Source organism: Thermodesulfobacteriota bacterium, assembly GCA_034189135.1.
Classification (GTDB): domain Bacteria; phylum Desulfobacterota; class Desulfobacteria; order Desulfobacterales; family JAUWMJ01; genus JAUWMJ01.
The window spans coordinates 47,912-71,840 of the sequence record JAXHVO010000059.1 but is presented as its reverse complement, the minus strand read 5'-3'; the positions used below and the strand labels follow the sequence as shown (position 1 = coordinate 71,840).

20 protein-coding genes and 1 tRNA gene are annotated in these 23,929 nt (G+C 41.1%); 14 read left to right on the top strand and 7 right to left on the bottom strand.

The annotated features are described in order from the left end of the window. Positions 1-576: 576 nt before the first annotated feature. A tRNA-Arg gene (locus SWH54_08220) sits at positions 577-653 on the bottom strand. Between the two features lie 62 nt (positions 654-715). Here SWH54_08220 and SWH54_08215 point away from each other — a divergent pair. The 4 genes from SWH54_08215 to SWH54_08200 all read left to right on the top strand — a co-directional run bounded on the left by SWH54_08215 (position 716) and on the right by SWH54_08200 (position 6,691). Beyond that, complete coding sequence (locus SWH54_08215; protein ID MDY6791237.1) at positions 716-1,699, top strand: RNA polymerase factor sigma-32; 984 nt, start codon at positions 716-718, stop codon at positions 1,697-1,699. A 50-nt stretch (positions 1,700-1,749) separates the two neighbouring features. After that, complete coding sequence (locus SWH54_08210) at positions 1,750-3,471, top strand: tetratricopeptide repeat protein (protein MDY6791236.1); 1,722 nt, start codon at positions 1,750-1,752, stop codon at positions 3,469-3,471. A 199-nt stretch (positions 3,472-3,670) separates the two neighbouring features. Then, the gene (locus SWH54_08205) at positions 3,671-4,450 is read left to right on the top strand and encodes a hypothetical protein (protein MDY6791235.1); all 780 of its coding nucleotides are present in this window, start codon (positions 3,671-3,673) and stop codon (positions 4,448-4,450) included. A gap of 993 nt (positions 4,451-5,443) precedes the next feature. Continuing rightward, positions 5,444-6,691, top strand: coding sequence for a competence/damage-inducible protein A (locus SWH54_08200; protein MDY6791234.1), 1,248 nt, complete (start codon positions 5,444-5,446; stop codon positions 6,689-6,691). Positions 6,692-7,081: 390 nt separating this feature from the next. Here SWH54_08200 and SWH54_08195 read toward each other — a convergent pair whose 3' ends face one another. Then, positions 7,082-7,804, bottom strand: coding sequence for an alpha/beta hydrolase (locus SWH54_08195; GenBank protein MDY6791233.1), 723 nt, complete (start codon positions 7,802-7,804; stop codon positions 7,082-7,084). Between the two features lie 407 nt (positions 7,805-8,211). On the opposite strand from SWH54_08195, the gene rlmD reads away from it, so the two are divergent. From rlmD to SWH54_08145, 10 genes are all read left to right on the top strand, one after another. Continuing rightward, positions 8,212-9,597 (top strand): 23S rRNA (uracil(1939)-C(5))-methyltransferase RlmD, encoded by a 1,386-nt coding sequence (gene rlmD, locus SWH54_08190; GenBank protein ID MDY6791232.1) that lies wholly within the window; start codon positions 8,212-8,214, stop codon positions 9,595-9,597. A 337-nt stretch (positions 9,598-9,934) separates the two neighbouring features. Next, positions 9,935-10,162 (top strand): FeoA family protein, encoded by a 228-nt coding sequence (locus SWH54_08185; protein MDY6791231.1) that lies wholly within the window; start codon positions 9,935-9,937, stop codon positions 10,160-10,162. Between the two features lie 145 nt (positions 10,163-10,307). After that, the gene (feoB, locus tag SWH54_08180) at positions 10,308-12,482 is read left to right on the top strand and encodes a ferrous iron transport protein B (protein MDY6791230.1); all 2,175 of its coding nucleotides are present in this window, start codon (positions 10,308-10,310) and stop codon (positions 12,480-12,482) included. Between the two features lie 40 nt (positions 12,483-12,522). Next, complete coding sequence (locus SWH54_08175; protein ID MDY6791229.1) at positions 12,523-13,737, top strand: cation diffusion facilitator family transporter; 1,215 nt, start codon at positions 12,523-12,525, stop codon at positions 13,735-13,737. Between the two features lie 85 nt (positions 13,738-13,822). Beyond that, complete coding sequence (gene rfbC / locus SWH54_08170; protein ID MDY6791228.1) at positions 13,823-14,386, top strand: dTDP-4-dehydrorhamnose 3,5-epimerase; 564 nt, start codon at positions 13,823-13,825, stop codon at positions 14,384-14,386. After that, positions 14,383-15,267, top strand: a complete 885-nt coding sequence (rfbD, locus tag SWH54_08165) for a dTDP-4-dehydrorhamnose reductase (protein MDY6791227.1) — start codon at positions 14,383-14,385, stop codon at positions 15,265-15,267. Before rfbC ends, rfbD begins: the two co-directional genes overlap by 4 nt. A 211-nt stretch (positions 15,268-15,478) precedes the next feature. After that, positions 15,479-16,705, top strand: a complete 1,227-nt coding sequence (locus SWH54_08160) for a U32 family peptidase (GenBank protein MDY6791226.1) — start codon at positions 15,479-15,481, stop codon at positions 16,703-16,705. A 310-nt stretch (positions 16,706-17,015) separates the two neighbouring features. Further along, positions 17,016-17,468, top strand: a complete 453-nt coding sequence (locus SWH54_08155; GenBank protein ID MDY6791225.1) for a response regulator — start codon at positions 17,016-17,018, stop codon at positions 17,466-17,468. Positions 17,469-17,471: 3 nt separating this feature from the next. Then, positions 17,472-18,191: a PilZ domain-containing protein gene (locus tag SWH54_08150; protein ID MDY6791224.1), complete on the top strand. Its 720-nt coding sequence runs from the start codon at positions 17,472-17,474 to the stop codon at positions 18,189-18,191. Between the two features lie 438 nt (positions 18,192-18,629). After that, complete coding sequence (locus SWH54_08145; protein MDY6791223.1) at positions 18,630-19,085, top strand: hypothetical protein; 456 nt, start codon at positions 18,630-18,632, stop codon at positions 19,083-19,085. A 137-nt stretch (positions 19,086-19,222) separates the two neighbouring features. Here SWH54_08145 and SWH54_08140 read toward each other — a convergent pair whose 3' ends face one another. The 5 genes from SWH54_08140 to SWH54_08120 all read right to left on the bottom strand — a co-directional run bounded on the left by SWH54_08140 (position 19,223) and on the right by SWH54_08120 (position 23,924). Then, entirely contained in the window at positions 19,223-20,077 is an 855-nt protein-coding gene (locus SWH54_08140; protein ID MDY6791222.1) for an HDOD domain-containing protein, read from the bottom strand. 95 nt (positions 20,078-20,172) lie between these two features. Continuing rightward, positions 20,173-21,411 (bottom strand): methyl-accepting chemotaxis protein, encoded by a 1,239-nt coding sequence (locus SWH54_08135; GenBank protein MDY6791221.1) that lies wholly within the window; start codon positions 21,409-21,411, stop codon positions 20,173-20,175. A gap of 25 nt (positions 21,412-21,436) precedes the next feature. Then, positions 21,437-22,255 (bottom strand): outer membrane protein transport protein, encoded by an 819-nt coding sequence (locus tag SWH54_08130; GenBank protein ID MDY6791220.1) that lies wholly within the window; start codon positions 22,253-22,255, stop codon positions 21,437-21,439. 2 nt (positions 22,256-22,257) lie between these two features. Then, positions 22,258-22,695 (bottom strand): hypothetical protein, encoded by a 438-nt coding sequence (locus SWH54_08125; GenBank protein MDY6791219.1) that lies wholly within the window; start codon positions 22,693-22,695, stop codon positions 22,258-22,260. A 128-nt stretch (positions 22,696-22,823) separates the two neighbouring features. After that, entirely contained in the window at positions 22,824-23,924 is a 1,101-nt protein-coding gene (locus tag SWH54_08120) for a GGDEF domain-containing protein (GenBank protein MDY6791218.1), read from the bottom strand. Positions 23,925-23,929 lie beyond the last annotated feature (5 nt).

The following is a 23,929-nucleotide window of genomic DNA, read 5'->3' as shown; positions in this document are numbered from 1 at the left end:
TGTCTAATTGTAATTTGGGTCTTTGGCTTTTTCTTGGCATAGCTTCCTCCATAGTTTTTGAAGAAGCTATATCACATATTATATTTTATGTAAATGTTTTAATGAAACTTTGTACTAGTCAATGAATAACCGCTGCGCCTTATATGAAAGGTTTTTTTACTTTGCCATCCGTACACCTGGTTCCCCACCGTTTCGTCTTTTAGAAGTTAAGCATTAACTCTCTGTTAAAACTAATAATCTTATCAATACAAGACCTAACACATAGGGACTCCGGTCAAGAGTCGTTTTTACAGGGTTGATGGCCGGGTCTATATTTAGTATTGTTAAAAATGCTTTTTTCTAATATGAAGGTGTTAAGATGAGTAAAAAAATTATTTTTTATGTTGTAAAACTGCCATCCCTTTACATTTTAATTTTGTCAGGGTTTATCTTTGAATTTTTTATCGGTTTACCCTTTCTGGTTTTATGTGCTATTGATCATATGTTTGATCAAAAAAAGTGAACCCCCGATCTTTACCTGCTGGATTTGAGACCTTTATGAAACGATACTTTTGGAAGATCCGGTTTCATTTTAGTTGGTACGCCTGGCAGGATTCGAACCTGCGGCCTACGGATTAGAAGTCCGTTGCTCTATCCAACTGAGCTACAGGCGCATTTTTATTTAACAAATTATCATATTATTTTTCCAGTGTCTATAATAAATGTATAAGCTGCCATGAGTAAAAAAATCGTAAATAAGAAAAAAAATAAGCAAACCGCTTTAAAAAAAGATCCTTCCTCTCAAAAAAAAGCTAAAGCTTCAAATAAAATTCCTAAAAAAACGGATAAGGCGATAGTAAAGTTTGACCCCCTTCAGCGATACCTGGCGGAGATCAGCAGCTACAAACTCCTCACCCGTGAGCAGGAAAAAGAATACGGCATTGCAGTTCAGGAGCATGGAGACAGACAGGCTGCCTATGCTCTGGTCACCTCCAATTTAAGACTGGTTGTAAAAATTGCACTCGATTTTCAAAGAGTCTGGATGCAAAATCTTTTAGATCTTATTCAGGAAGGAAATATCGGCCTGATACATGCGGTCAGGAAATTCGATCCCTACAAGAATGTAAAATTTTCTTATTATGCCTCTTTCTGGATTAAGGCATATATTCTTAAATTTATTATGGACAACTGGCGCCTGGTCAAAATTGGTACCACTCAAGGCCAGCGAAAACTGTTTTTTAAACTGAAAAAAGAAAAGCAAAAACTGATTGATCAGGGGTTTGATCCTAAGCCCAAACTCCTTTCCCAAAATCTGGGAGTGACCGAAAAAGAAATCCTGGATATGGAACAGCGGCTTGACGGTTGGGACCTATCCCTGGACGCACCTTATAAAGATGAATCTGATACAGAAAGAATTGAATTTATCACCCCTGATTCTGATTCCATCGAAGACCAGGTGGCCAAAAAGCAGATTGAAACCCTCCTTCACAATAAAATTTCTGAATTCAGAAAAGAGATGACTGAAAGAGAGATGGAAATATTCGATCTGCGAATCTTCTCAGACAGCCCGGTTACATTACAGGAAATAGGAGATCGTTATGGAATATCGAGAGAGCGTGTTCGTCAGGTGGAAAATAATATTATAAAGAAAATTAGGGATTTTTTTAAAAAAGAAATCCCCGACTTTGCTTCATATTTGTATAAAAAACCAAAAAAATAGCCGCCTTTTCCGGATAGAAGCTTAAAAATATGACAGGAATTAAATGTAAAATGAAAAACAATATATTTGTATTTATCATTATTATCATAATGATCTCCTTTTATTCAGCGTGTACATCTGTTGAAAAGAAAGCACCACCTTCTTTACAAAAGCCACCTGCCTCTTACGCACCTGACAGTAGCTACTATTTTTTTACCAAATCACAAATCGCACGCAAAAAAGGGAACTTTGACACAGCAATCGAATACTTGGAGAAAGCGATCCGCATTGACCCCGACTCTGTGTATCTTAAAAGGGAACTTGCGTTGTTCTATGCGCAGAAAAACAATAAACATAAGGCCTTGGCAATAATAAACAAAATTCTTCAAAGTTATCCTGACGATGTTGAAACACTTATTCTTTCAGGGAAAATCCATCACAACCTAAAAAGTACCGTTGCGGCAAAAGCAGCCTATAAAAAAGTGATCCAAATTGATAGCCGCAGGGAAAATATATATTTGATTCTTGGAGGGCTATATATAAAAGATAATGAAATGTCTGAAGCACTCAGTGTTTTCCGACAGCTCGTTCATCATTTTCCTGCCTCGTATCCGGGTCGATTTTTCCTGGGAAAAATCCACTCCCAGCAAGGCAATTTTAAAGAAGCCGAAAAACAGCTTAAAAAGGCCCTATCCCTGCAACCGGAATCGGTAGAGCCAAAATTCGAGCTACTGAACCTTTACCGCACCCAAGGGAAAAAACAGGATACTGAAAAAATTTATAACATTTATAAAGATATCTTGAAAAAAAATCCGGATAATATCCGTGCCACTTTAGAACTTGGTGTTTATTGCCATGAAAAAGGAAAAGTGAATGAGGCGCAAAAGCTATTTGCCGATCTGGGGAAAAGGAGCAAGTCCAAATTCGCTATAATATTAAATATCTTACAACTTTATATAGATAAAAAAAAGTATGGTACCGCCACAATTATTCTGGAAGGAATGCTTACAGGCGCCCCGGACAACCCCAACATACACCATATTGCAGGAATCGCTTTTTACGGCAAAAAAGATAATGATAAAGCAATGATGCACTTTAAAAAGGTCACATCCGATTCCAGATTTTACCAGGATGCAATCTTGCATATCGCTTACCTGTACCAGGAAAATGGAGATATTCAAAAGGCCATCGATCATTTAAAACAAGCCATTAATAAGACGCCTGATGATGCTGAATTGTTATATTATCTTTCTACATTTTATGAAGATATCCAAAATTTCACAGCGGCTGAAACCACCCTTAAAAAAGCCATTGAGATTTCCCCCGGCGAGGAAAAGTTTCTTTTTCGCCTGGGTGTGGTCTATGATAAATGGAACAAAAAAGAAGATTCCATTAAAGCAATGAAGGCGGTCATAAAGCTTAACCCGGAACATGCAAATGCATTGAACTATCTTGGTTATACCTATGCGGATTTGGGAATAAACCTTGATGAAGCTGAGCGCCTGATTAAACAAGCATTAAAATATAAACCTGATGACGGATACATTACCGACAGCCTGGGATGGGTCTATTTTAAAAAGGGGCTGTTTGACCAAGCCATACATTTTTTAACAAAAGCCGTGGAACTGGTTCCCGATGACCCGATTATGCTGGAACATCTTGGAGATGCTTATCTTAAAACCAACGATCGGGTCAATGCACTTAAATTTTACCAACGTTCTTTAAAAAATAAGAAAAAAGATAAAACGCAGCTTGAAAAAAAAATTAAAGCACTGACCAAAGAAAAGCCCTAATCCAAATAAAACGGAAATTGGAAACCGTAAAATATTTTTTAGCCACTCACGGCTTGTAACATGAAACTGAAAAAAACAATTGGGGAGAAATGAAGTGAGTTTACCAGGTGGATGCGTTTATTAATCGCACCAAAGCATTAAAGCCAAATTTCCAAATTTCAACATTCCGTAACTAATTACAGTAATTTTTAAATGCCCAATGAAGTTTACACCTTTAATATTTTCCCTTGCTGCCGCCTGTTTGCTTTTTTCTTCCTGCACAAGCCTTACCGTCAGCATACCGGAAAAATCAGCAGATCAGGTTGAAGCTGCCAACCTGCTTTCGTCTCTGAACACAAAAAATCAAAATCTTAAAACCTTTAAAGGCATCGGTAGCATAAGGCTGTGGCAAAATGATAACCCCGGAATACATGAACGTGTGGCGTGGGCAGGTGCCAATCCGGCCAGTTTACGGATTGTTGTTCTGGCTTCCAGGCATCCTGTAATTAAATTATCAACGGATGGAAGTTTTCTTTATTATCTTGATTTAACCACCCACCCGCCGTTTTTTAAAAAAATCCGCTCAACCGATGCCAGTCTTGATCGTCTGGTTTCCATCCCGATTCGATCCAGCGATGTGGTTTCCCTCCTATCCGGCCGCATACCCATTTACAAACACACCTCAGCCGATTTAATAAAAAACAAATCGGAAAAAGGCTATATACTGGTATTAAAGAAAAGATGGCAGGGGACGGTTGAAAAAATTTATCTGGAGGAAAACAAGTCAGATATCCAAGCGATTGAGATATTCAAACCGGCTGGCTCTCTCAAATATCGCGCAGCATTTAAAACGATGCAGCATATTAAAGGCTATCAAGTGCCCTTAAAGCTGGTCATTTCAAATAATGATGGCTCCGGCTTTATGCTTGATATTGAAAGGTATCTGGCTGATGTGGAGGTTTCTCCATCCATGTTTGTTTTATCTCCGCCGAAAAAATAGTCCCAAGGCAAAAGAAGGAAATGTCCCGTACAGCAGCAGGTAAAGAAGAGAAAATTACAAAAACCGAACATCGAATGTGGACAGGAAACAGATGCGGTGCTGAATATACTGTTTCTAATAAATATATTCCGTTTTAAACGATGAAAAACTCGTATATAAGAAATCGTAAAGAAAGAACTATCTTTCTTATTATAATTACTCAAGTTTCGCACCCCTTATCTGCGGTGGAGCCGGAATTGTTAAAGCGCCGATTGGTGTTAAGGGTGTGAATCGAGACAGTTATACCCTAATTGAGCGAAAATCGAGGGTGCCCCAGATTCAAGGCGTCCAAGGGCGAAGCCGTAGTAATTTACTGCGAGCCCTTGGCAACGATGAAGATGGAGTATCATCGGCTTTCCAGCAGGGTAAAAAAATTGAGTGGTTTTTTGATAATTTATATTTCACTGATGCAAGAGTTGCAAGCAAGCCGCTTGTCGCTTAAAAAAAGCTATAAATGAGGTGTTTTATACAAGTTCTCAGTTTTGTTTACGCTCATTTAGGGTTATATTATTTTCTTCCAGGGGACATGAATTGAATCGGTTGCAGCGTGTCCGGATAGTTGGGATAAAGTCTATCCGTTGCTAAACAATATAAAAGGGATGGTCTATCCCAAATATCCGGACACTGCGAAAAGGGGTAATAGATGACCCACATATCCCCTTACAGAAAAAAATATAACCGTTTCGATTCACATCTGATTTTATATGTTACCTGAAGTCAGGGCATTACTTTCAGCCAAACCGGGGTGCGAAACTTGAGTAATTAATTTCAGTATGACAACTTCTACAATAAATTAACCATATTGCACTTATGTTCTTTCTTAACGATTTCTAATACACTCAGACAGTTTCCTCATTTAAAACGGAACATATTTATGAGAATTACTATAGCCGTGACCCTTGGACCCATGAACTTTTTTAATGTTTGCCATAAACCCCCGGACGATTACTAAAAATGAAAGCGGAAATTCTGGCAACCGGTGATGAAATCAGATCCGGCGCCCTGATTGACAGCAACTCAGCTCATATTTCACAAAAGCTTGAAGAAAAAGGGATAGCCGTGATCAGACACAGTTGTGTGGGAGATGACCCGCATATCCTCACCGCCATCCTCAGAGAAATAGGCAGCCGCACTGACATATGCATTGTAACAGGCGGTCTGGGTCCCACGTCGGATGATTTAACTTCCGAGGTCGCAGCCAAAGCCGCCGGAGTAAACCTGGTGATCAACCAGGAAGCTTTAAACTCCGTTGAAAATTTTTTTAAAATCCGAAAACGCCTTTTTACTTCATCAAACAAAAAACAGGCCATGCTTCCAAAGGGATCCGATTGCTTATTCAATCCAATCGGTTCGGCTCCGGGATTTTCTTTAAAAATAAATAAGTGCCTTTTTTTCTTTCTTCCCGGTGTTCCGCCGGAAATGCGAAAAATGCTTTTGGATAAAGTATTGCCTCGAATTGAAAAACTTCAGGGAAAAATAAGAACTTATTGTCGAAACAGGATGATCCCAACCTTCGGCCTCACTGAAGCGGCGGTAAATGAAAAACTTTCTGATTTTCCCAATCTTTTTAAACAACTGAAACTGGGCTTGCGCGCGAACTTCCCGGTCATTCAGGTAAAACTTTATGGAACCGGAAAAGATGAAAATGACCTGAATGAATTATTGGACAAGGCAACTGACTGGATATCACACAAATTCGGCCAAAGGATAGTGTCTATTAACGGTAAATCCATGGAAAGGGTGGTCGCTGATCTTCTGGTTGAGAAAAAGGCCACTGTAGCGATTGCTGAAAGCTGCACAGGCGGTCTTATATCTCACCTGGTTACCAATGTTTCAGGCAGCTCCGATTTTTTTCTTTTTTCAGGAGTCACCTATTCAAATAATGCTAAAATAAAAGTTCTTGGCGTTTCCCCTTCTACACTGGAAAAAAACGGTGCCGTACATGAAGAGACGGCAAAAGAGATGGCAAAAGGTGCACGGCGGATCTCTAATGCAACTTACGGTCTTTCAACCACAGGTATTGCCGGCCCTGACGGCGGGACTGAAAGCAAACCTGTGGGAACAGTCTGTATCGGTGTGGCAACCCCTGACACTGTCTACGCACATCGCTTTCATTTTTCATCTTTCAATCGCCCAATGAATAAAAAAATCTTTGCCATGACCGCACTCGACCTGTTACGGAAAGAGCTCTTACGCGCTTAAAGAATAGCATAACTGAGGCATCGGGGAGTTTCTTATTAATGGCATTTTTGGTGAATTGTTTGTTATTTAATGGTTGATAGAGGTTCATCCGGAGAAGCGCCCATTTGCCCGTATCAGCCTTAACAAATAATTCCAGCACTCTGTACACGCCCCCTATCTTCTCAATTAAATCCATACAGGCAGAGATGATTAACGCTGCCGTGAGGTTCTATCCTTTGGGGCTGGTTCAAATCGAATCTCAGTCCGCCTAGGCGGACCGTACGCCGGTTTCTCAAAATCATTGTTAAGGCTGATACGGGCAAATGGGCGCTTCTCCGGATGAACTGAGTAGAGATTAAAAAACTCCCCGACCCATCAATATAACTGTCTCGATTCACCCTTCAACAGGGATCAACTGTATCTTGGTGATTGGGTTGCAAACAGCCTTTCCTTAAACCATATCCCTGCTTCGCCAATGAACTCCTTCTGGTGGGTCTTATTGCTCATCAAATGATCTCCGTCTTTCTGTATGATTAGCTTCTTAGTGTTCCCTGCCTTCTGGTATAGCTCAAGTGCATTGGAAAATGGAACCACATCATCGGCATCCCCGTGGAAAATGAGAATATTATCAATCCCGGAAATCCGGTCCGATATGTCAAAGGAAAATCTTGGATATTCTGCTTGGCATTTTATTTCATCCGACTTTTTTATCGTACGACTTCTAAGCGGGGCTGCGTTGACAACCATGGAATCTATTTTAGTTGCACTTGCCGTTGATATGCATGCCGCACCTCCCAGGCTGCTCCCGAAAAGTCCTATCCTGCTGCCCATATATCCCTGGTTTCGAATTGTTTCAATGGCACTCAGGATATCGATACGCCTTGCTTCAAGCGAAGTGACTTCTTTAAAATTACCTTCACTTTCCCCGCAGCCTCGATGGTCAAATCTAAAATAGGCAATGTCCAGATCGTTGCATCTTCGGGCCAGCTCAATTTGTTTTGGTGAACTGCTGTTGCTTAAAAGACCGTGGGATCCTATCACAACCGGACCTTTCTCAGCAGACGGTATATGAAGTATTCCTCTGAGCAGGAAACTATCGGAAAAAAAACTTAATTTTTTACAGATTGATTTCATTTTGAGTTTATCGTATTTATAATTAATTGAGAAATCGGGGAGTTTTTCAATCCCTGCTCTGTTCGTCTTGGGGATGGCCTATTCGCCCGTACAAGCCTTAACAATAATATCGAGGAACTGACGTACGGCAGCTATCTCGCTGAAATAAGATTTGAGCCAGCCCCAGTAGACAGATTCCCACGATGGCGATGATCGTCTCTGCCTGTATGAGCGTAACGCAGAATATAGGGGGCGGCTGCAAAGCACTGTAATAATTTGTTAAGGCTTGTACGGGCGAATAGGCCATCCCCAAGGCGAACCGTTGACGATCATTAAAACGCAACGGCTTACCAAAAACCTTTAAGGAGAAACCCCCGGCCTCCTCAATTAATTCTAACAGGTTAAGAGGATAAACATAATTTAAGAAAATGACAATTAAAAAAGGACAAATTATTGATGTTAAGATCACAGACATGGCCTTTGGCGGCAAAGGCATTGCGCGTGTGGACGGCTTTGCTGTATTTGTTGATCAGGCTGTACCGTTAGATCTGGTATCGATTCAAATAACCAAAAAAAAGAAAAATTTTGCCAATGGTCGCATTGTAAAACTGATTGAGCCCTCACCAGACAGGATAAATCCCCCGTGCGAGTTCAGTGGCTTCTGCGGAGGCTGCAAGTGGCAGTTTTTGGAATATGGCAAACAAATTTTCTACAAACAGCAGCATGTGATCGATTCCTTAAAACATATCGGCTTTATCGAGGATGCTGTGGTGCATCCGACCATCCCTTCGAAGCTGCTTTTCGGTTACAGAAATAAAATGGAGTTTTCCTGCAGTGACAGAAGATGGCTGTTACCGGATGAGATGGGTTTAAACCTGGAAACCGGTTTTGCCATCGGACTTCATGTGCCCGGGACTTTTTATAAGGTATTGGATATCCGGAAATGCCTGCTTCAGCCCGACCTGGGCAACTTGATTCTTGATGATGTGGGAAATTTCATAAAAAGTTCCGACCTTCCTGTTTACGGACTTCGCAGCCATGTGGGATTCTGGCGATTTCTTATGTTAAGGCATTCGTCTTTTTATGATCAGTGGATGGTCAATATCATAACCGCGGATGAAAACAGAAAAAAAGTACAGCCTCTGGCCGATCTTTTAATTAAAAAATATGCGAAAATAGCATCGGTAATAAACAATATCACCTCAAAACCGGCGGGCGTGGCCATCGGCGAGTATGAGATTTGTTTGGCGGGTTCTTCACATATCAAAGATAAAATAGGCGCTCATGACTTTGAGATATCGGCAAACTCTTTTTTCCAAACCAACACGTCCGGCGCAACGCGTTTATATGAAACGGTAAAAATGTTCGCCGAACTCATCGGTAATGAAACCGTAATCGATCTATACAGCGGTACCGGCACCATTCCGATTTATATTTCAGATTCCGCCAAAGAAATCATCGGAATCGAAATTAATGAAAGTGCGGTAAAGGATGCTCAAAATAACTGTGCCAGTAATCATATTTCCAATTGCCGATTTATCTGTGGGGATATCATAAAATGTCTTGCGCAGATTACCAAGCGACCTGATGTGATGATTATTGATCCACCCAGGTCGGGAATGCACCAAGATGTTGTCAAACAGGTCATTGATATGGCACCGGACAGAATTGTTTATGTCTCATGCAACCCTGCCACCCTGGCAAGAGATATTTTCCTGATGAAAGATATATACCGCGTGATAGAGGTTCAGCCTGTTGACATGTTTCCCCATACATATCATATAGAATCTGTAACCAAATTAGCAAAAAGGTAAATCGCGGCCATAAAATCTCAGGGCAGGGAGACGATTGTGGTGGTTTTTTTAAATATTTACCTGCATTTTATTGATAACCGCCTCAAGAGAATTATATTACAGTATCCAGACCTTGTTGCCGTTGTAGTTGTATGATTACAGTTCATTCATGCGATGTACTCTTTTATGGGGCAAAAGTGTTAGAAATTTGAGATTGACAAACAAGTCTTCCACCCCTTGGTTTATGTTAAGCCGTAGACGGTAAGCGATAAAAATAATTTATTGTCCCTTGCTGTCTTGACAGTAATGCCCATCAGATGGAGCGGGACTGAAGGTATAAAAAAAGGAAAGTTTATAAATGTTATTAAGTGAAATGAAAGAAGGTCAGACCGCCAGCATTGAAACCATCGGCGGAAACAGTGCATTGCGCAGGCGAATACTTGAAATGGGAATTTTAAAAGGTACTGAAATATATATTGAAAAATATGCTCCCTTGAAAGATCCCCTTGAACTGATAATAAAGGGATGTCATATATCACTTCGTGTGGAAGAAGCAGCTCTTATCACGGTTGATAATGTAAAATAGAAAGAAGCCGTTCACGGCTTGAAACTTGATATCAGAAAGTAGAAATTAGGATAAGATAAGACGTTGTTACGAGGTGAAGGCCTAAAATTTCCAATTTCTATTTTCTAAATTCATCATTCATTGAACGGTTACAAGTAGACCAATAATGATACAGCAAAAAAACTTTACCATAGCCCTTGCAGGCAACCCCAATTCCGGTAAAACGACAACGTTTAATAATATTACCGGGACCAGGCAAAAAGTCGGCAACTGGCCCGGCGTGACTGTTGAAAAAAAAGAGGGTACGGTGAACAAGTTCGGATACGATCTTACCATTATTGATCTTCCCGGAACTTACAGCCTGACCCCTTTTTCTATTGAAGAAATCATTGCGCGGGATTTTGTTCTTGAAGAATGTCCTGACCTTGTCATCGATATCATTGACGCGTCCAATCTTGAAAGAAGTCTCTACCTGGCCACCCAGTTAAGGGAAACCGATTGTAAAGTTCTATTCGCCCTTAATATGGCTGATCTGGCCAAAACAAGAGGGATCAAAATCGATGCCAACAAGCTATCCGAACTTCTTGATGTACCGGTTGTTTTTACCATCAGCAATAAAAATGAAGGCATAGACACTCTGTTAAAAGAAGCCGTTAAACTGGCAAAATCGAGCTTTAAAATGCCTCAAGAACGTAAGGTCCGGTATAACAGAGATATTGAAAATTCCATTGCAAAGCTCCAGAGCCTTATTGAGTCAAAAATTGCTGAGGAACTACCCTATAATACCAGGTGGACGGCCATAAAGCTGTTGGAAGACGATAAAATTGTAAAGCAGCGCATTGTTGAAAAGGCCGCCGACAAGGCTGAAAAAATTCTTAAGGAAGCTTTATCGCAGCGCATTTTTTTAAGGGATCGTTTCGACGATGAACCGGAAATCATCATGACAGATGAACGATACGGATTCATTGCCGGAATTATCAAAGAAGTACATACAACATCCATTAAGGAACGCATAGATATATCCCGAAACATTGATCTTGTTTTGACCAACCGTTTCATCGGGTTCCCCATCTTTTTTATATTTATCTGGGCCATGTTTCAGGCAACTTTTTATTTCGGTGCATATCCGATGGAGTGGATTGACACAGGTATCAGTTTTTTATCGTCCACACTGAATGGTTTGATTCCTGCTAGCCTTTTTAAAGATCTCCTGTTAAACGGAATTATTGCAGGTGTCGGAAGTGTGATCATTTTTTTGCCGAACATTATGATTCTTTTCTTCTGCATCGCAATTTTTGAGGATACCGGCTATATGGCAAGAGCTGCCTTTCTCATGGATAAGATCATGCATCTGATCGGCCTTCACGGAAAATCGTTTATTCCCATGCTGATGGGGTTTGGGTGCAATGTCCCTGCCATCATGTCGGCCCGGACTCTCGAAGGTGAAAAAGACCGTATCCTTACAATCCTGATTACTCCCTTTATGTCCTGTTCGGCAAAGCTGCCTGTTTATATTGTACTTGCAGGAACTTTCTTTGGTGCAAAGGCCGGAACCGTTATCTTCTCTATTTATCTGGTGGGAATTGTCCTTTCCATTTTAACCGGCCGCCTTTTCCGTTCAACCCTTTTAAGAGGAGCGGACGCTCCCTTTGTCATGGAGCTTCCGCCATACCGGGTTCCCATCTTAAAAAATCTTTTAATTCATATGTGGGACCGCAGCAAAATGTTTTTAAAAAAAATGGGCGGGATAATACTGATTGGTTCCGTGGTCGTGTGGACACTTTCTGCTTTTCCCCGCAGTGCAGAGTATTCTTTAGATGCTAACGGTGAAATGAAAAAAATAAAAGCGTCTTACCAGACTGATGTCAAGTCAGGTAATGCGGATAATAACACATTGTTAAGCCAAAAAGATGCCGACATACCGGAATTAACCCGAGCTCAGAAAACCGAGCAAGTGGAAAAATCTTTCATGGGCAGGCTGGGAAAAACCATTTCACCCTTATTTGCACCCATAGGTATTGATTGGCGTGGAGGAGTCGCCCTACTCACCGGGTTTGTTGCCAAAGAGATTGTGGTAAGCACCATGGCTGTTCTGCATGCCGCCGATGAAGAGTCAGACGCCTTAAAGGAAGCTCTTTTATCATCCGGGATGACTCCCCTTTCTGCGCTTTCAATGATGATTTTTGTTCTGTTGTATCTTCCGTGTCTTGCCACAGTTGCAGCAATCAAACGGGAAACCGGTTCCTTTAAATGGATGTTCTTCAGCATTACCTATAACACTTCCATTGCGTGGTTTGCTGCTTTTTTCGTTTATCAGGGAGGAAAGTTGTTAGGCGCTTAGAATTCGAGCCCCGTAACCCGAAACCTGCGTAGTCATTTTTATGAAATCTACAGAAAAATCATCTCAACTTGTCCAGCCACAGGCCAAAAAAGCTGTTGGCGCCCATATAGAAATTAAAAAGGCCCGGAGCAGGGCTGCAGTTTCAGTCGCACTCAACCTTTTGCTGTCTTTAGGCAAAGGTGTTGCCGGCGTTCTTGGCGGTTCTTCAGCCCTTGTCGGTGATGCCATCCATTCTGCCACAGATGTGGTTGGCTCTGCCGCTGCCTGTGCCGGTCTCTGGCTGGCCGGTAAAAAACACCCTTCTTTTCCCTACGGCCTTTACAAAGCTGAAACCCTGGCAACGCTAATTACCTCAATTGCTGTCATTTTGGCAGGCTATGAAGTCGGCAGGCGCGCCTTTTTAGGACCGAATATCCTACCCGATGTTGCCATTACACTTCCCGTTGCAGTGGTTTCCCTTATCATTACTTTGTCTTTCGGCTTTTACCAGCTTCACACCGGGAAAAAACTGCATTCAAAAGCCCTGCAAGCCGATGCCCGCGACTATCTGGCTGACGGGCTTTCCACATTGGTGGTGGTTTTCAGCCTGATCGGCGCATACTATGGTGTCAGGCTTGACCGGTGGGCGGCAGGTGCGGTGTCAATCTTTATTTTCTGGTCCGGTGGCAACCTGTTGCTTAGGGCGCTTCGTGACCTGATGGATGAAGCCATCGACCGTGATACTGAACGAAAAATTATAGCCCTGGTTGAAGCCCATCCCCGCGTAGAGCGTGTCGAAAGGTGTCTAAGCCGTATGGCTGGAGGCCGTTTTATTGTTGATCTGGATGTCGTTCTTCGTTCCTGTTCCCTTGAACTCGCCCATCGTATCAGTCACAACCTGGAAAATAATATCCTGAGCACTTTCTCTCAGGTGGTCATGGCCGGCGTTAAAATCCACTCTCATGAGCCTGATAAGTTTCGACGTCTTACTCCGGTAAAAAAACCGGAAGGAGAAATAGAAGCCCACATGGCTAGGGCGCCATGGTTTTTGCTTGAAACCATTGACAGAGCCGGAGGAGAAATATCCCATCGTGAATATGTCCGCAACCCCCATTGGCAGGCAGAAACCAAAAAGGGATTTCTGGTGGGAAGATGGCTGCTCGGTTTTAAACCGGATCAGGTCATTGTTGTTGAGAAAAAGGAAGGGACGGCGGCTGCCCTGCTAACTGAAGCCGGAGTTGAACTTATTTTATCTTCCGACATGGCGCTTAAATGAAAGACGGAAGACAAGGTGGCAGAAGGCAGAAGGGAAAGAAAACAAAAAAATAGACCAAACATCGAACATACAAAAAGGAATTAAAATGAATATCATCACCACAGCAATTGAAGGTGTCCTTATTATTGAACCTGAGGTATTCAAAGACAATCGTGGATTTTTCATGGAAACCTATCAACAGGAGAGGTATTCAAAACACGGTATCAATCAGATATTTGTTCAGGACAATCTTTCTTTTTCCGTTCAAGGTACTTTGCGTGGCTTGCATTATCAGGTTAAACATCCCCAGGCAAAACTGGTCCAGGTTTTAACAGGTGAAATATTTGATGTGGCTGTTGATATCCGATCCGGTTCACCCACCTTCGGCCAATGGACCGGTGCTTACCTGTCCGATCAAAACAAACGTCAGCTCTTCATTCCCCAAGGTTTCGCCCACGGCTTCTGCGTGATCAGCAAAACCGCCCACTTTTTATATAAATGTTCTGAATTCTATGCTCCGGAAGATGAATGCGGTATTAATTGGGCGGATTCCGACATCGCTATAGCCTGGCCTGAGAAAAATCCAATTGTTTCTGATAAAGACAGACGCAACCTCAAGCTTTGCGACCTTCTCCCTAACCAGCTTCCCTCACAGGAGAACAGCAGATGAAGCTCCTCATTATCGGCTCAAACGGGCAACTCGGTTCAGAATTGGTGATCGAATGCAGAAGAAATAATTTTTTATACCTGGCTGTTGACCTTCCGGAATTTAATATCGCCGACCCGTCTTGCGTTGAAAAAATTCTTACTGAATTTAAGCCCTCAATGGTTATCAATGCGAGTGCCTACACAAATGTCGATCAGGCGGAAACCGAATCGGAAATGGCCTTTTCGGTAAACAGCATTGGACCTGCCAACCTTGCCGTATGTTGTAATAAAAAGCAAATACCGCTCATTCATGTCTCAACGGATTATGTTTTTGACGGCAGCAAAGGCCAACCTTACACCGAATCGGACCCTGTATCACCGCTTGGCATTTACGGAAAAAGTAAAGCAGAGGGTGAAAACAAACTGAGATCTATACTGAAGCAACATGTTATTCTGCGTACTTCCTGGCTGTATGGCGCTTACGGAAATAATTTTGTAAAAACAATGCTTCGGCTCGGCAATGAAAAAGGGGTCATAAAAGTTGTTTCCGATCAATACGGTTGTCCAACCTGTGCGGCGGATCTGGCTGAAGCTGCCGTGGATATTTCAAAACAAATTATACTAAACAATAAAACTGCCTGGGGAACTTACCACTATTGCGGCCTTGGCATCACCACATGGCACAAATTTGCCAAAACGATATTTGAAATTGCAGCTCAATACCAAAATTATAAAGTGCCCAGCGTAGAAGCGGTAACAACCGACCAGTACCCTGTCCGGACCAAACGACCGGCCTTTTCCGCCCTTGATTGCAGCCTGGTCAAACAACATTTTGGAATTAGTATAAAATCCTGGCAGGAAAGTCTTAAAAAAACCATCGAGCACATATTGATGGATTCGTAAAAAGTGGAACTCATCAGGCTTAATTTTTAAACAACGGCATCGCCATTTAAATATCGAATTTTGAACAAGGAATATCGAATTAACAAAGGTTATTCGTTATCATTTACTTCGACATTCGTAAATCATTGTTCGATATTCTGCGGTTCAAAATACATCAGCAAGGCTGATTTTTTCATAAACCAACAACTTTACGCGATAAAAAGCCATGTCTATGACTAAAAAAGTAGAGCTTCTATCACCTGCGGGCAACCCGGAAAAATTAGAAATCGCCATACATTATGGTGCGGATGCGGTTTATCTTGCCGGCAAGGAGTTCAGTTTGAGAAATTTTTCAGGAAATTTCAGCCACGATGAGCTTCAAAGTGCGGTAAGAGATGCCCATAAAGCGGGTGTCAGAGTTTATGTGGCTTGCAATATATATCCGAGGAATTTTGAGCAAGAAGCGGTCATCGATTTTCTGACATATATCGGCGAAATTGGTGCCGATGCGGTCATCATCTCCGATCCCGGAGTATTCATGGAGGCCGGCAACGTTATACCTGAAATTCCCATACATCTCAGCACCCAGGCCAACACCACCAGTTATAAAAGTGCAGTGTTCTGGGAAAAACTGGGCGTCAAAAGAGTAAATGTAGCACGGGAGCTTTCTTTAAAGGAGATAAATGAGATTGCCTCGCAAAGCTCGCTGGAAATAGAGGCTTTTGTTCACGGGGCCATGTGCATCTCTTATTCAGGCCGATGTCTTCTCAGCAGTTTTATGACAAATCGGGACAGCAACCGCGGGTTGTGCACGCACCCATGCAGGTGGAAATATGCCGTGGTGGAAGAATTAAGACCCGACAAATACTACCCCCTGGCTGAAGATGACCGTGGCAGTTATATCTTTAATTCAAGCGATTTATGCATGATTGAACACATCCCGCAAATTATCGAATCAGGCATAGATTCATTTAAGATAGAAGGCCGAATGAAATCAATCAACTATCTTGCATCAACTGTAAAAGTTTACCGGGAAGCCATTGACAGCTATTATGCATCACCTGAAGATTATGAAACCAAACCGAGATGGATGGATGAACTTGCCTCAATAAACAACCGTGGCTATTGCACCGGTTTTTATTTGGGAGACCCCGATCAGATATTGCCAAATTATGAAAAAAACAAACCTTTAGACAGCCACCTGTTTATTGGTAAAGTGATTAAAAAAGCAGGCCGGTCTCTGGCATATATCGAGGTTAGAAATAAAATGTTTAAAGGCACCGATGTCGAAGTCCTGGGGAGAAAAGGACCGGTGGTTAAGGACAAAATAATAGATATCATCGATATCAACGGACAATCATTGCCTTTTGCCCAGCCCGGAAGCAGGGTCACTGTCTTGTTGAATAACGAATATTTTCCCAATGATTTGATTAGAAAAATAAGCAATTTCTCTGCCTGATTTTCCAGCCAACCAAATATTTGAATCCATAAAAATACAAGATTTTATTGCAAATTAATGATAAATGGTATATAAATATGGTGGAAAAATAAACAAACAGGAGAATTAAATAAATTTTTGTCACCATTATCAACTCGTCTGCAAGGTAACTCGCGCAGGTGTTAAATGTTTGCCACTTACTTTAATTTGGGGAGGAAAATCTCATCATTATTCAACCCTCTCCGATGGATGAGCATATTACAAACAGCTTAATACTTGCAGACCCAATATCTCCATATAACCAGTAATCGTGATGCTAAACAAGGAGACAATGATGTCAGACGGCCTGGATGTGATTATAGTTGACGATGATCAAAGTGTGTGCAAAGTCATCGCCGGTATTATTGAGAAATTTTATACCTGGGGAAACATAGTCACTTTCAGCGATGTGGACAAAGCGATCCTATACTGTCTTAACAGAGAGATCGGCGTTGCTGTGTTTGTTGTTGATGTTTTCCTGGGCGGGAAAAGCGGCTTTTTATTTCTCGATTCCATAGAACAAAGATTTCCATCCGCCCACAAAGATGCCATCATTATCTCCGGAATGGCCAGCGATGATATTGTAAATATGTGTCTGGCATCTGATGTGAATTACCTTCTGGAAAAACCAATTAAACCTTATGCATTGCAACTTGCAGTCAGGGCCATCACGGGAAAATATCTCGATTTTGCCAAGAAGCTTTTACAGGATTCCACTTTTGCCGAAAGTATAGCAAGGTTATAGCTCATGGAAAAAATTGAAGGCCAACACATTGCCGATATTCTTACAACGATAAAAAAAGATAAAACACTTATCAAAATGCGGCTGACCGGCAAGAATTATGAATGTCTTACCATTATTACCAATGTATATCCCAATAAGAAAAATCGAACCTTTATGATCGACTCTCCCAAGGATTTCCAACCTGCTTCCGGCGGTTTAAACAACCTAAAAATGAATTTTAAATTTACCGGAAAAGATAATTTAAGCTATTCCTTTAAAACGTCCGGGGGAGAAATCCACCATGATGAAATAAAGGTCAATTTTCCTGATTTCATTAATCGGAAACAAAGAAGAAAAGATTTCAGGCTGGAGGTTCCTGCCGGAACCAAACTTCATGTCAGAATAAATTCAAAACTTCTTAAAATGAATGTGATTGATGTCAGTCTTGGCGGCACCCTTATTGCGCTTGTCGGTCATATGCCAGAAATTGAAGAAAAACATTTTTTAAAAGTCGGAGACTGCTTTGAAGATATCGAACTGTTATTTCCCCTGGAAGGAAAATTTTTTAAATCAAAAATTAAAAAAGCAACCATCGTAAGAGCGGTCAAAGGTTCACTTAAACCAAAAAACTGCTGTGCCCTACAGTTCGTTAGTATAGATAAAAATGAACAAAAATCCTTGACAAAATTTATATACAAATACCAGCAGCAGTTATTAAGAAAAAGAATTCGATTGAATTTGTGATGAAAGTAAAAGGCTCTGCCTTGCGAAAGCGGAAAGGGTATACCAAAAATAATTATTCAAGAATGATTGTTTTTTTTCTGATTTAATGAAAGTGGTTGGCAAATAGATGAGCCATGGGTAGGCAAATATTTCCTGCCGCTTATTACTATAAAAGCAGAAGATATAAACTTTTTAACCTGCTGCCCTTTACCTTTTGCCTGATAAATCATTTTTTTATCAATTATTACATTTTGTTATATCATTATCTCTTCCATGTAACACGGCCGATGCAAAATAAATATTTATTATCTTACCGCCTTGCATGCTTCTTGCATATTTCCAATATAGTTTTGTTTTATCCCAACATAGAGATAAAATGCGATATGTTACTGCTTTCTTCCTGTCATGTTTTCGTGACGGTTTAATTTTTTACCCTAAGAAACAAAAGGAACCCAAAAAATGAAAATCGAACACAATGAAAATATTCAAAAAAGTCTTTACGGTGGAAAAATTAGTAATAATATAAAAAATCAGGGAATTGACTTCGGGACAGTTTTGAAAAACGAGGTTGAAAAATCCGCCGAATTAAAATCAGGACCTCAACAGATGCCACCCATCAGTAGTATTACTCCAATACAATTAAATGCGTTATCTCCCGCACAAAATGCATCTATGATTGATCGGGTGGAGAATCTGCTAAATGTGCTGGAAGAGTATCAGCAAAAACTAAATGATCCGCATTTTTCTTTAAAAGAAATTGATTCCCTGGTTAAGCAAATGGAAAAAGAAAAGGAAAACCTGACGCCTGTGCTGGATTCGCTTTCCGACGATAACGGCCTGAAGAATATTTTAAACCAGGCACTGGTTACATCGTCACTTGAGACCATCAAATTCAACCGGGGTGACTATATTTAATATAGAAATGATAGCTGCGTAGAAAGTCAGGACCTTCTATAAAATGCTTAATTCCGTTTTAACAATAATTTAACGAGCGAAGCGGAATTATTATTCTGCATTGAGCGTTGGGTGTTCGTCTTTCAATAGGTTCGATGTTAATCTTCCAAAAAGAACTGGTATGCGGATTGAATATCGTCTTTAATTTCATCAAACCAGCTGTCAACGTCTCCCAGTTGCTTGTTAAGAAATTTTAAAGCCGCAGGGTGCATCACAGATAAATCAATATTGCCCTCAGAATCAGCATCATAACTGTTGACGATAATGTCCGCTAAATATATGATCAAGATCATTTTTTTGCTTTCCGAATCATTTCGCACATCATGGTGCCAGCGAATCACATCAATAAAGCTTTGGTGAAGCTCCCAGTTTGCTGCAAGGTGAGCGCCTATTCTTCCGTGGTCTATGGAAATCTCTTTCTTTTCAGCTTCATAAAAGGAAATGCTTTCTTTTTTGGCAGTATTCCACACTTTTTCAAACAGATCCTGAAAATATTGTGCCAGTATAACCTTTCCTATGTCGTGCAATAGCCCACCCACAAAACAACTGTCCGGTGATGCTATTTTTGTCTTTTCTGCAAGGCTTTTACTGACAACGGCAACCGCAAGTGAATGTTTCCAGAAGTCACTGATATCGAATCCTGCCAGAGACTTTTTCCCTGAAAACGATTTTATTACGCCCAGGGAAACAATGGCATTTCGTACCGTATTAAAACCAAGCAGCACGATCGCATTTCCTATATCATTTACTTCTTTTTGAATCCCATAGAATGCGGAATTTACCAGTTTTAATACTCTCAGGGACATGGCCTGATCTTTTTCTATAATATCGCTTATATCGGTGATGGGTGTATTCGGGTCCTGGAGCAGTTCATTGAGCTCAAAAACGATGGTGGGCAAAGTGGGAATGTCTTTGATTGAATCCAGTCTATTAAATATTTTGTTAGTTTCCATAATAAATCAGTAAATTTTTGTAACTACTTATCCTGTTTTCAAGCAAACACACAGCCCTAATCGAGTCAAAACTCGATTAGGGTCATGTTGTTTGATTAAAAATCCTGAAAATCAGCATCATCCAAAGGGATCACCTGATTCGGTTTCACTTCTTTTTTTTGAACAACAGCCATTTCCCCAGTGCCTGCTTTCATCTTTGCAGCGAAAGCGAGCCTCTGAGGTTTGGTTTTTGGTTGCATGAGCGCAGCGTCCTCGTCCTGCTCGTTATCTTTTCCATTCTCACTCTCTCCGACCAGAACTGACAGACTCCTGACAAACCCCTTCATTTCTTCAGCCTGGGCATTCATCTCTTCAGATGCGGAGGCCGTTTCTTCAGAATTGGCGGCATTTGTCTGTACAACCTTATCCATTTCAGCTACCGCTGTGTTCACCTGCTCAATACCCTGGGCCTGTTCATTAGATGCAGCGGCTATTTCACCTACCAGCTCACCTACCTTAGAAGCACTCTTTTCCACTTTGCTGAAGGTTTCGTTGGCCCTTTCCACTAATTTCGACCCATCACTTACTTTCTTGACGGTACCTTCAATAAGTTCTGCCGTGCTTTTGGCTGCATCCGCAGAACGTAGTGCAAGATTTCTTACCTCTTCCGCTACTACAGCAAAACCGGCCCCTGCTTCACCGGCACGGGCGGCCTCTACTGCTGCATTCAGTGCAAGCAGGTTTGTCTGGAAGGCTATCTCATCTATTGTCTTTACTACTTTCTGTGTCTCTTCACTTGCTTCGGAGATATTCTCCATAGAAGTGGTCAGTTTGCCCATGGCATCATTCGCTTCAACAACGACCTGATTGGCTTCCTGCATAAGCTTATCCGCCTGGCCGGCATTGTCAGCATTTTGCTTGGTCATGGACGACATCTCTTCAAGGGAAGAAGATGTTTCCTCTATGGATGCAGCCTGCTCTGAAGCACCTTCCGCCTGTGACTGGCTTGCAGACGAAATCTGTCCTGAAGCGGATGCCACCTGGTTAGATCCTTCGCTCAAGCCCTCGATAATACGTATCAGGGGAACAGACAGTTTCTTCGCAACGTAGATAAGGTTCGCAACCATAAGGCTAACACCTATGAGCGGCATAACTGCACTAATCAGCACATTATAAACGCCAAATCTTCCCCAGGTAAAAAGATCGATGCAGAGAATGATTATTCCAGGCATCAATCTTACCCAAAGCATAAAAGTTAGTGTCTTTTTATAAATCATGTACAAGACAGCCGCTACCATAAATGCACCTACTGAGATAACAGCAGAGGCTATTAAAATTTCATTTAAATTAAACATAACATTTCCTCCTCAATTTTTCATTCTAAAAATTTACAGTCAATCCCATATAGATTGCATCTATTGACACACCGGTTGAGCTTCCATCATATTCATTACCGATTAAGCTTACATCCGAATCCTGCGTATGGTCAAAGGAATGGAGATAGGCTGCATTAAAAGAAACATCTTCAGTGACATTATAACCCAGCCCGATAGTTGCCGACCATTCGATAATTGTGCATAATATAGACATTACCGTGTTATCAGGAATAGGTGATTTGCCGTATGTAACCCCACAACGAAGATCCAGGTTTTCCGTCGCTTCGTATTCGACGCCAAGTCTGAAAACATATTGATCGTCCCAGTCAAGGGGCAATTCATCGTTGAGTGCGGGAGGCAGCAATCCGCTATTACCTTGGGAAAATTCGAACTCAAGGCTTTGCATCGCTTTTTTCCAGTTTATCCATTCAACATCCGCCGCAACAAGTAATTTGGGGGTTGCCAGATAGGATATACCAACACCGGCTGATTGCGGCCATTTATAGGTTGCTTCCACATCATACTTTGCCGTACCGGCTCCCAGTGCAGATGCATCCACGTTTGCATCTCCTGACATATTTATCTTTGTCTCTGACTTGTATACGAAACCAATTTTTACGGCATCGTTAACCTTATAAAGAATACCTAAATTGCTGCAATAATCAGAACCCTCCATGCGCATGTCGGCAACCATAACATTACCTGCCAAAGCGCCCGAATGAACCTGATAAGGCATTTTCAACCTCATGCTCTGGTATCCGATGCCAAATGAAAGTCCCACAGAAAAATTTTCATTAACCTTGTATCCGACTGCAGGCAACATTTTCAAAAAAGATAAGTTTGACTCGTAACCTGATCCCCATAATTAGCATTAGTAAGCCGGTATTCTGATGCCAAACCACCCATCGGAAAAAGGCCGAAGCCCAGTTTAAATTTTTCATTTAAAGGTGTGGATAAGAAACTGACAGCAAGAAGGGGACAGAGAAGGTTTTGTCCGTCTTCATCATTAAGAGCGTTTTTAAAATCCGGATGAGGGGCAACAAGACCTATATCCAAATCGATAACACCCTCATCATGAGCAAAAATGGCTCCGGGGTTGTTGGCTATGGTATTACTGTCATCGGTAACCGCAATATTGGTTGCTCCCATACCCATAATCCTGGTACCCTGACCGTCTATCAGTGGTCCGTTAATCGCATAACCCTGTGCAGATAATCCTAAAACCAAACAGATTACAAAAATGGTCATTGATGACTTTTTCATGATTTTTCCTCTCTCTTCTCTTAGTGTTTAATCTTTGAGGCCACATCTTTTCTGTAATCTTCTTTATTCCTCTATTTTTTTATCGGTATATTTTCCTAAAACTTTAGTGTATTTTAACCTCTTTTTTATTATTTAATTTCTTTTTCAGATATGATCCGATTTTTCCCAGATTGCTTTGCAGCATAAAGGGCTTTATCTGCACGCTCTATCACAGTTTCCACTGTATCACCTTTTTTGTGAATACTGGCGCCAATGCTAAGAGTAATTGAAATGATGGTATCTTCTTTGCTCCCCTCTAAAGCATATCTGGCTTTTGCTATCTCTTTACAAATAATTTTACCCTTTTTTGCGGCATTTCTCAGTGAAGCCCCAGGCAGAACAACAACAAACTCTTCTCCACCGTAACGAGCCAAAAAGTCATCACTTCTTATAAATTCTTTGCACTTGCGGGCTGTGGCTACCAGCAAACGATCTCCGGTCTGGTGACCGAAATTATCATTAATTTTCTTAAAATCGTCTATATCTAAAAGCAGTAATGAAAAAGGTGCCTTTGTAACAGTGTTTCGCTCAACCAGCTTCCTGATATATATGTCAAAGGCTCTCCGGTTATAAATACCGGTCAGGCCGTCTTTTACAGATTCTTCCTTTGCCTTTTCAAGCTCAACATTAAGAGAATTTACCTTTTGGGACAATTTTTCCAGCTTCTCGCTATCATGTAAATCCTTTTTCCTTACAGTCCTTCTTATATTTTCAACTTGTATTATCAGCTCATTCTTTATTTTCCTTATATCGTCAAGCAAAGTTAGTTTTTCCAGCTTCTCGCTCTGCTGATAAATCTTTTCATTATAAACCTGGTTGTCGTGATCAGCCACTGCCATCGCTTTTGTCAGCAGATCAATAATTTCTTTAAACTCGTCCTCACGATCTTTCAAATATTCTTTCTGCTTTTTAATATAGGTAACTATGTTTTTTTTGTTTTTTTCAAAACCCGATTGCAGCTTTTTGGTCCTCTCATCAGATAAGAGTTTTTCGGCTAAACCATCTATCTTCCTTTTGAACTCTTCAGAGTCTATTTCCTTTAAATCCAGTGAAAAATCCTTAATAAATACCAGCAGCGCCCTTATTATAAGTAGATAAAAGTGCCGCTTTTCATCGCTGCTTTTCAGAATTTCCGACAGGTCTTCTCCGGCAGAATTACCACTCTTTTTCTTTATTAACGCCAATCCCATTTTAA

What these genes read in the sequence shown, in the direction of transcription:
- SWH54_08155 (MDY6791225.1), top strand. Translation starts at nt 17,016, where the DNA reads ATGATGTCAGACGGCCTGGATGTGATTATAGTTGACGATGATCAAAGT.
- feoB (MDY6791230.1), top strand. Translation starts at nt 10,308, where the DNA reads ATGATACAGCAAAAAAACTTTACCATAGCCCTTGCAGGCAACCCCAAT.
- SWH54_08210 (MDY6791236.1), top strand. Translation starts at nt 1,750, where the DNA reads ATGAAAAACAATATATTTGTATTTATCATTATTATCATAATGATCTCC.
- SWH54_08145 (MDY6791223.1), top strand. Translation starts at nt 18,630, where the DNA reads ATGAAAATCGAACACAATGAAAATATTCAAAAAAGTCTTTACGGTGGA.
- SWH54_08120 (MDY6791218.1), bottom strand. Translation starts at nt 23,924, where the DNA reads ATGGGATTGGCGTTAATAAAGAAAAAGAGTGGTAATTCTGCCGGAGAA.
- SWH54_08205 (MDY6791235.1), top strand. Translation starts at nt 3,671, where the DNA reads ATGAAGTTTACACCTTTAATATTTTCCCTTGCTGCCGCCTGTTTGCTT.
- SWH54_08215 (MDY6791237.1), top strand. Translation starts at nt 716, where the DNA reads ATGAGTAAAAAAATCGTAAATAAGAAAAAAAATAAGCAAACCGCTTTA.
- SWH54_08130 (MDY6791220.1), bottom strand. Translation starts at nt 22,255, where the DNA reads ATGTTGCCTGCAGTCGGATACAAGGTTAATGAAAATTTTTCTGTGGGA.
- SWH54_08200 (MDY6791234.1), top strand. Translation starts at nt 5,444, where the DNA reads ATGAAAGCGGAAATTCTGGCAACCGGTGATGAAATCAGATCCGGCGCC.
- SWH54_08195 (MDY6791233.1), bottom strand. Translation starts at nt 7,804, where the DNA reads ATGAAATCAATCTGTAAAAAATTAAGTTTTTTTTCCGATAGTTTCCTG.
- SWH54_08140 (MDY6791222.1), bottom strand. Translation starts at nt 20,077, where the DNA reads ATGGAAACTAACAAAATATTTAATAGACTGGATTCAATCAAAGACATT.
- SWH54_08185 (MDY6791231.1), top strand. Translation starts at nt 9,935, where the DNA reads ATGTTATTAAGTGAAATGAAAGAAGGTCAGACCGCCAGCATTGAAACC.
- SWH54_08135 (MDY6791221.1), bottom strand. Translation starts at nt 21,411, where the DNA reads ATGTTTAATTTAAATGAAATTTTAATAGCCTCTGCTGTTATCTCAGTA.
- rfbC (MDY6791228.1), top strand. Translation starts at nt 13,823, where the DNA reads ATGAATATCATCACCACAGCAATTGAAGGTGTCCTTATTATTGAACCT.
- SWH54_08150 (MDY6791224.1), top strand. Translation starts at nt 17,472, where the DNA reads ATGGAAAAAATTGAAGGCCAACACATTGCCGATATTCTTACAACGATA.
- SWH54_08160 (MDY6791226.1), top strand. Translation starts at nt 15,479, where the DNA reads ATGACTAAAAAAGTAGAGCTTCTATCACCTGCGGGCAACCCGGAAAAA.
- SWH54_08175 (MDY6791229.1), top strand. Translation starts at nt 12,523, where the DNA reads ATGAAATCTACAGAAAAATCATCTCAACTTGTCCAGCCACAGGCCAAA.
- rfbD (MDY6791227.1), top strand. Translation starts at nt 14,383, where the DNA reads ATGAAGCTCCTCATTATCGGCTCAAACGGGCAACTCGGTTCAGAATTG.
- rlmD (MDY6791232.1), top strand. Translation starts at nt 8,212, where the DNA reads ATGACAATTAAAAAAGGACAAATTATTGATGTTAAGATCACAGACATG.
- SWH54_08125 (MDY6791219.1), bottom strand. Translation starts at nt 22,695, where the DNA reads ATGAAAAAGTCATCAATGACCATTTTTGTAATCTGTTTGGTTTTAGGA.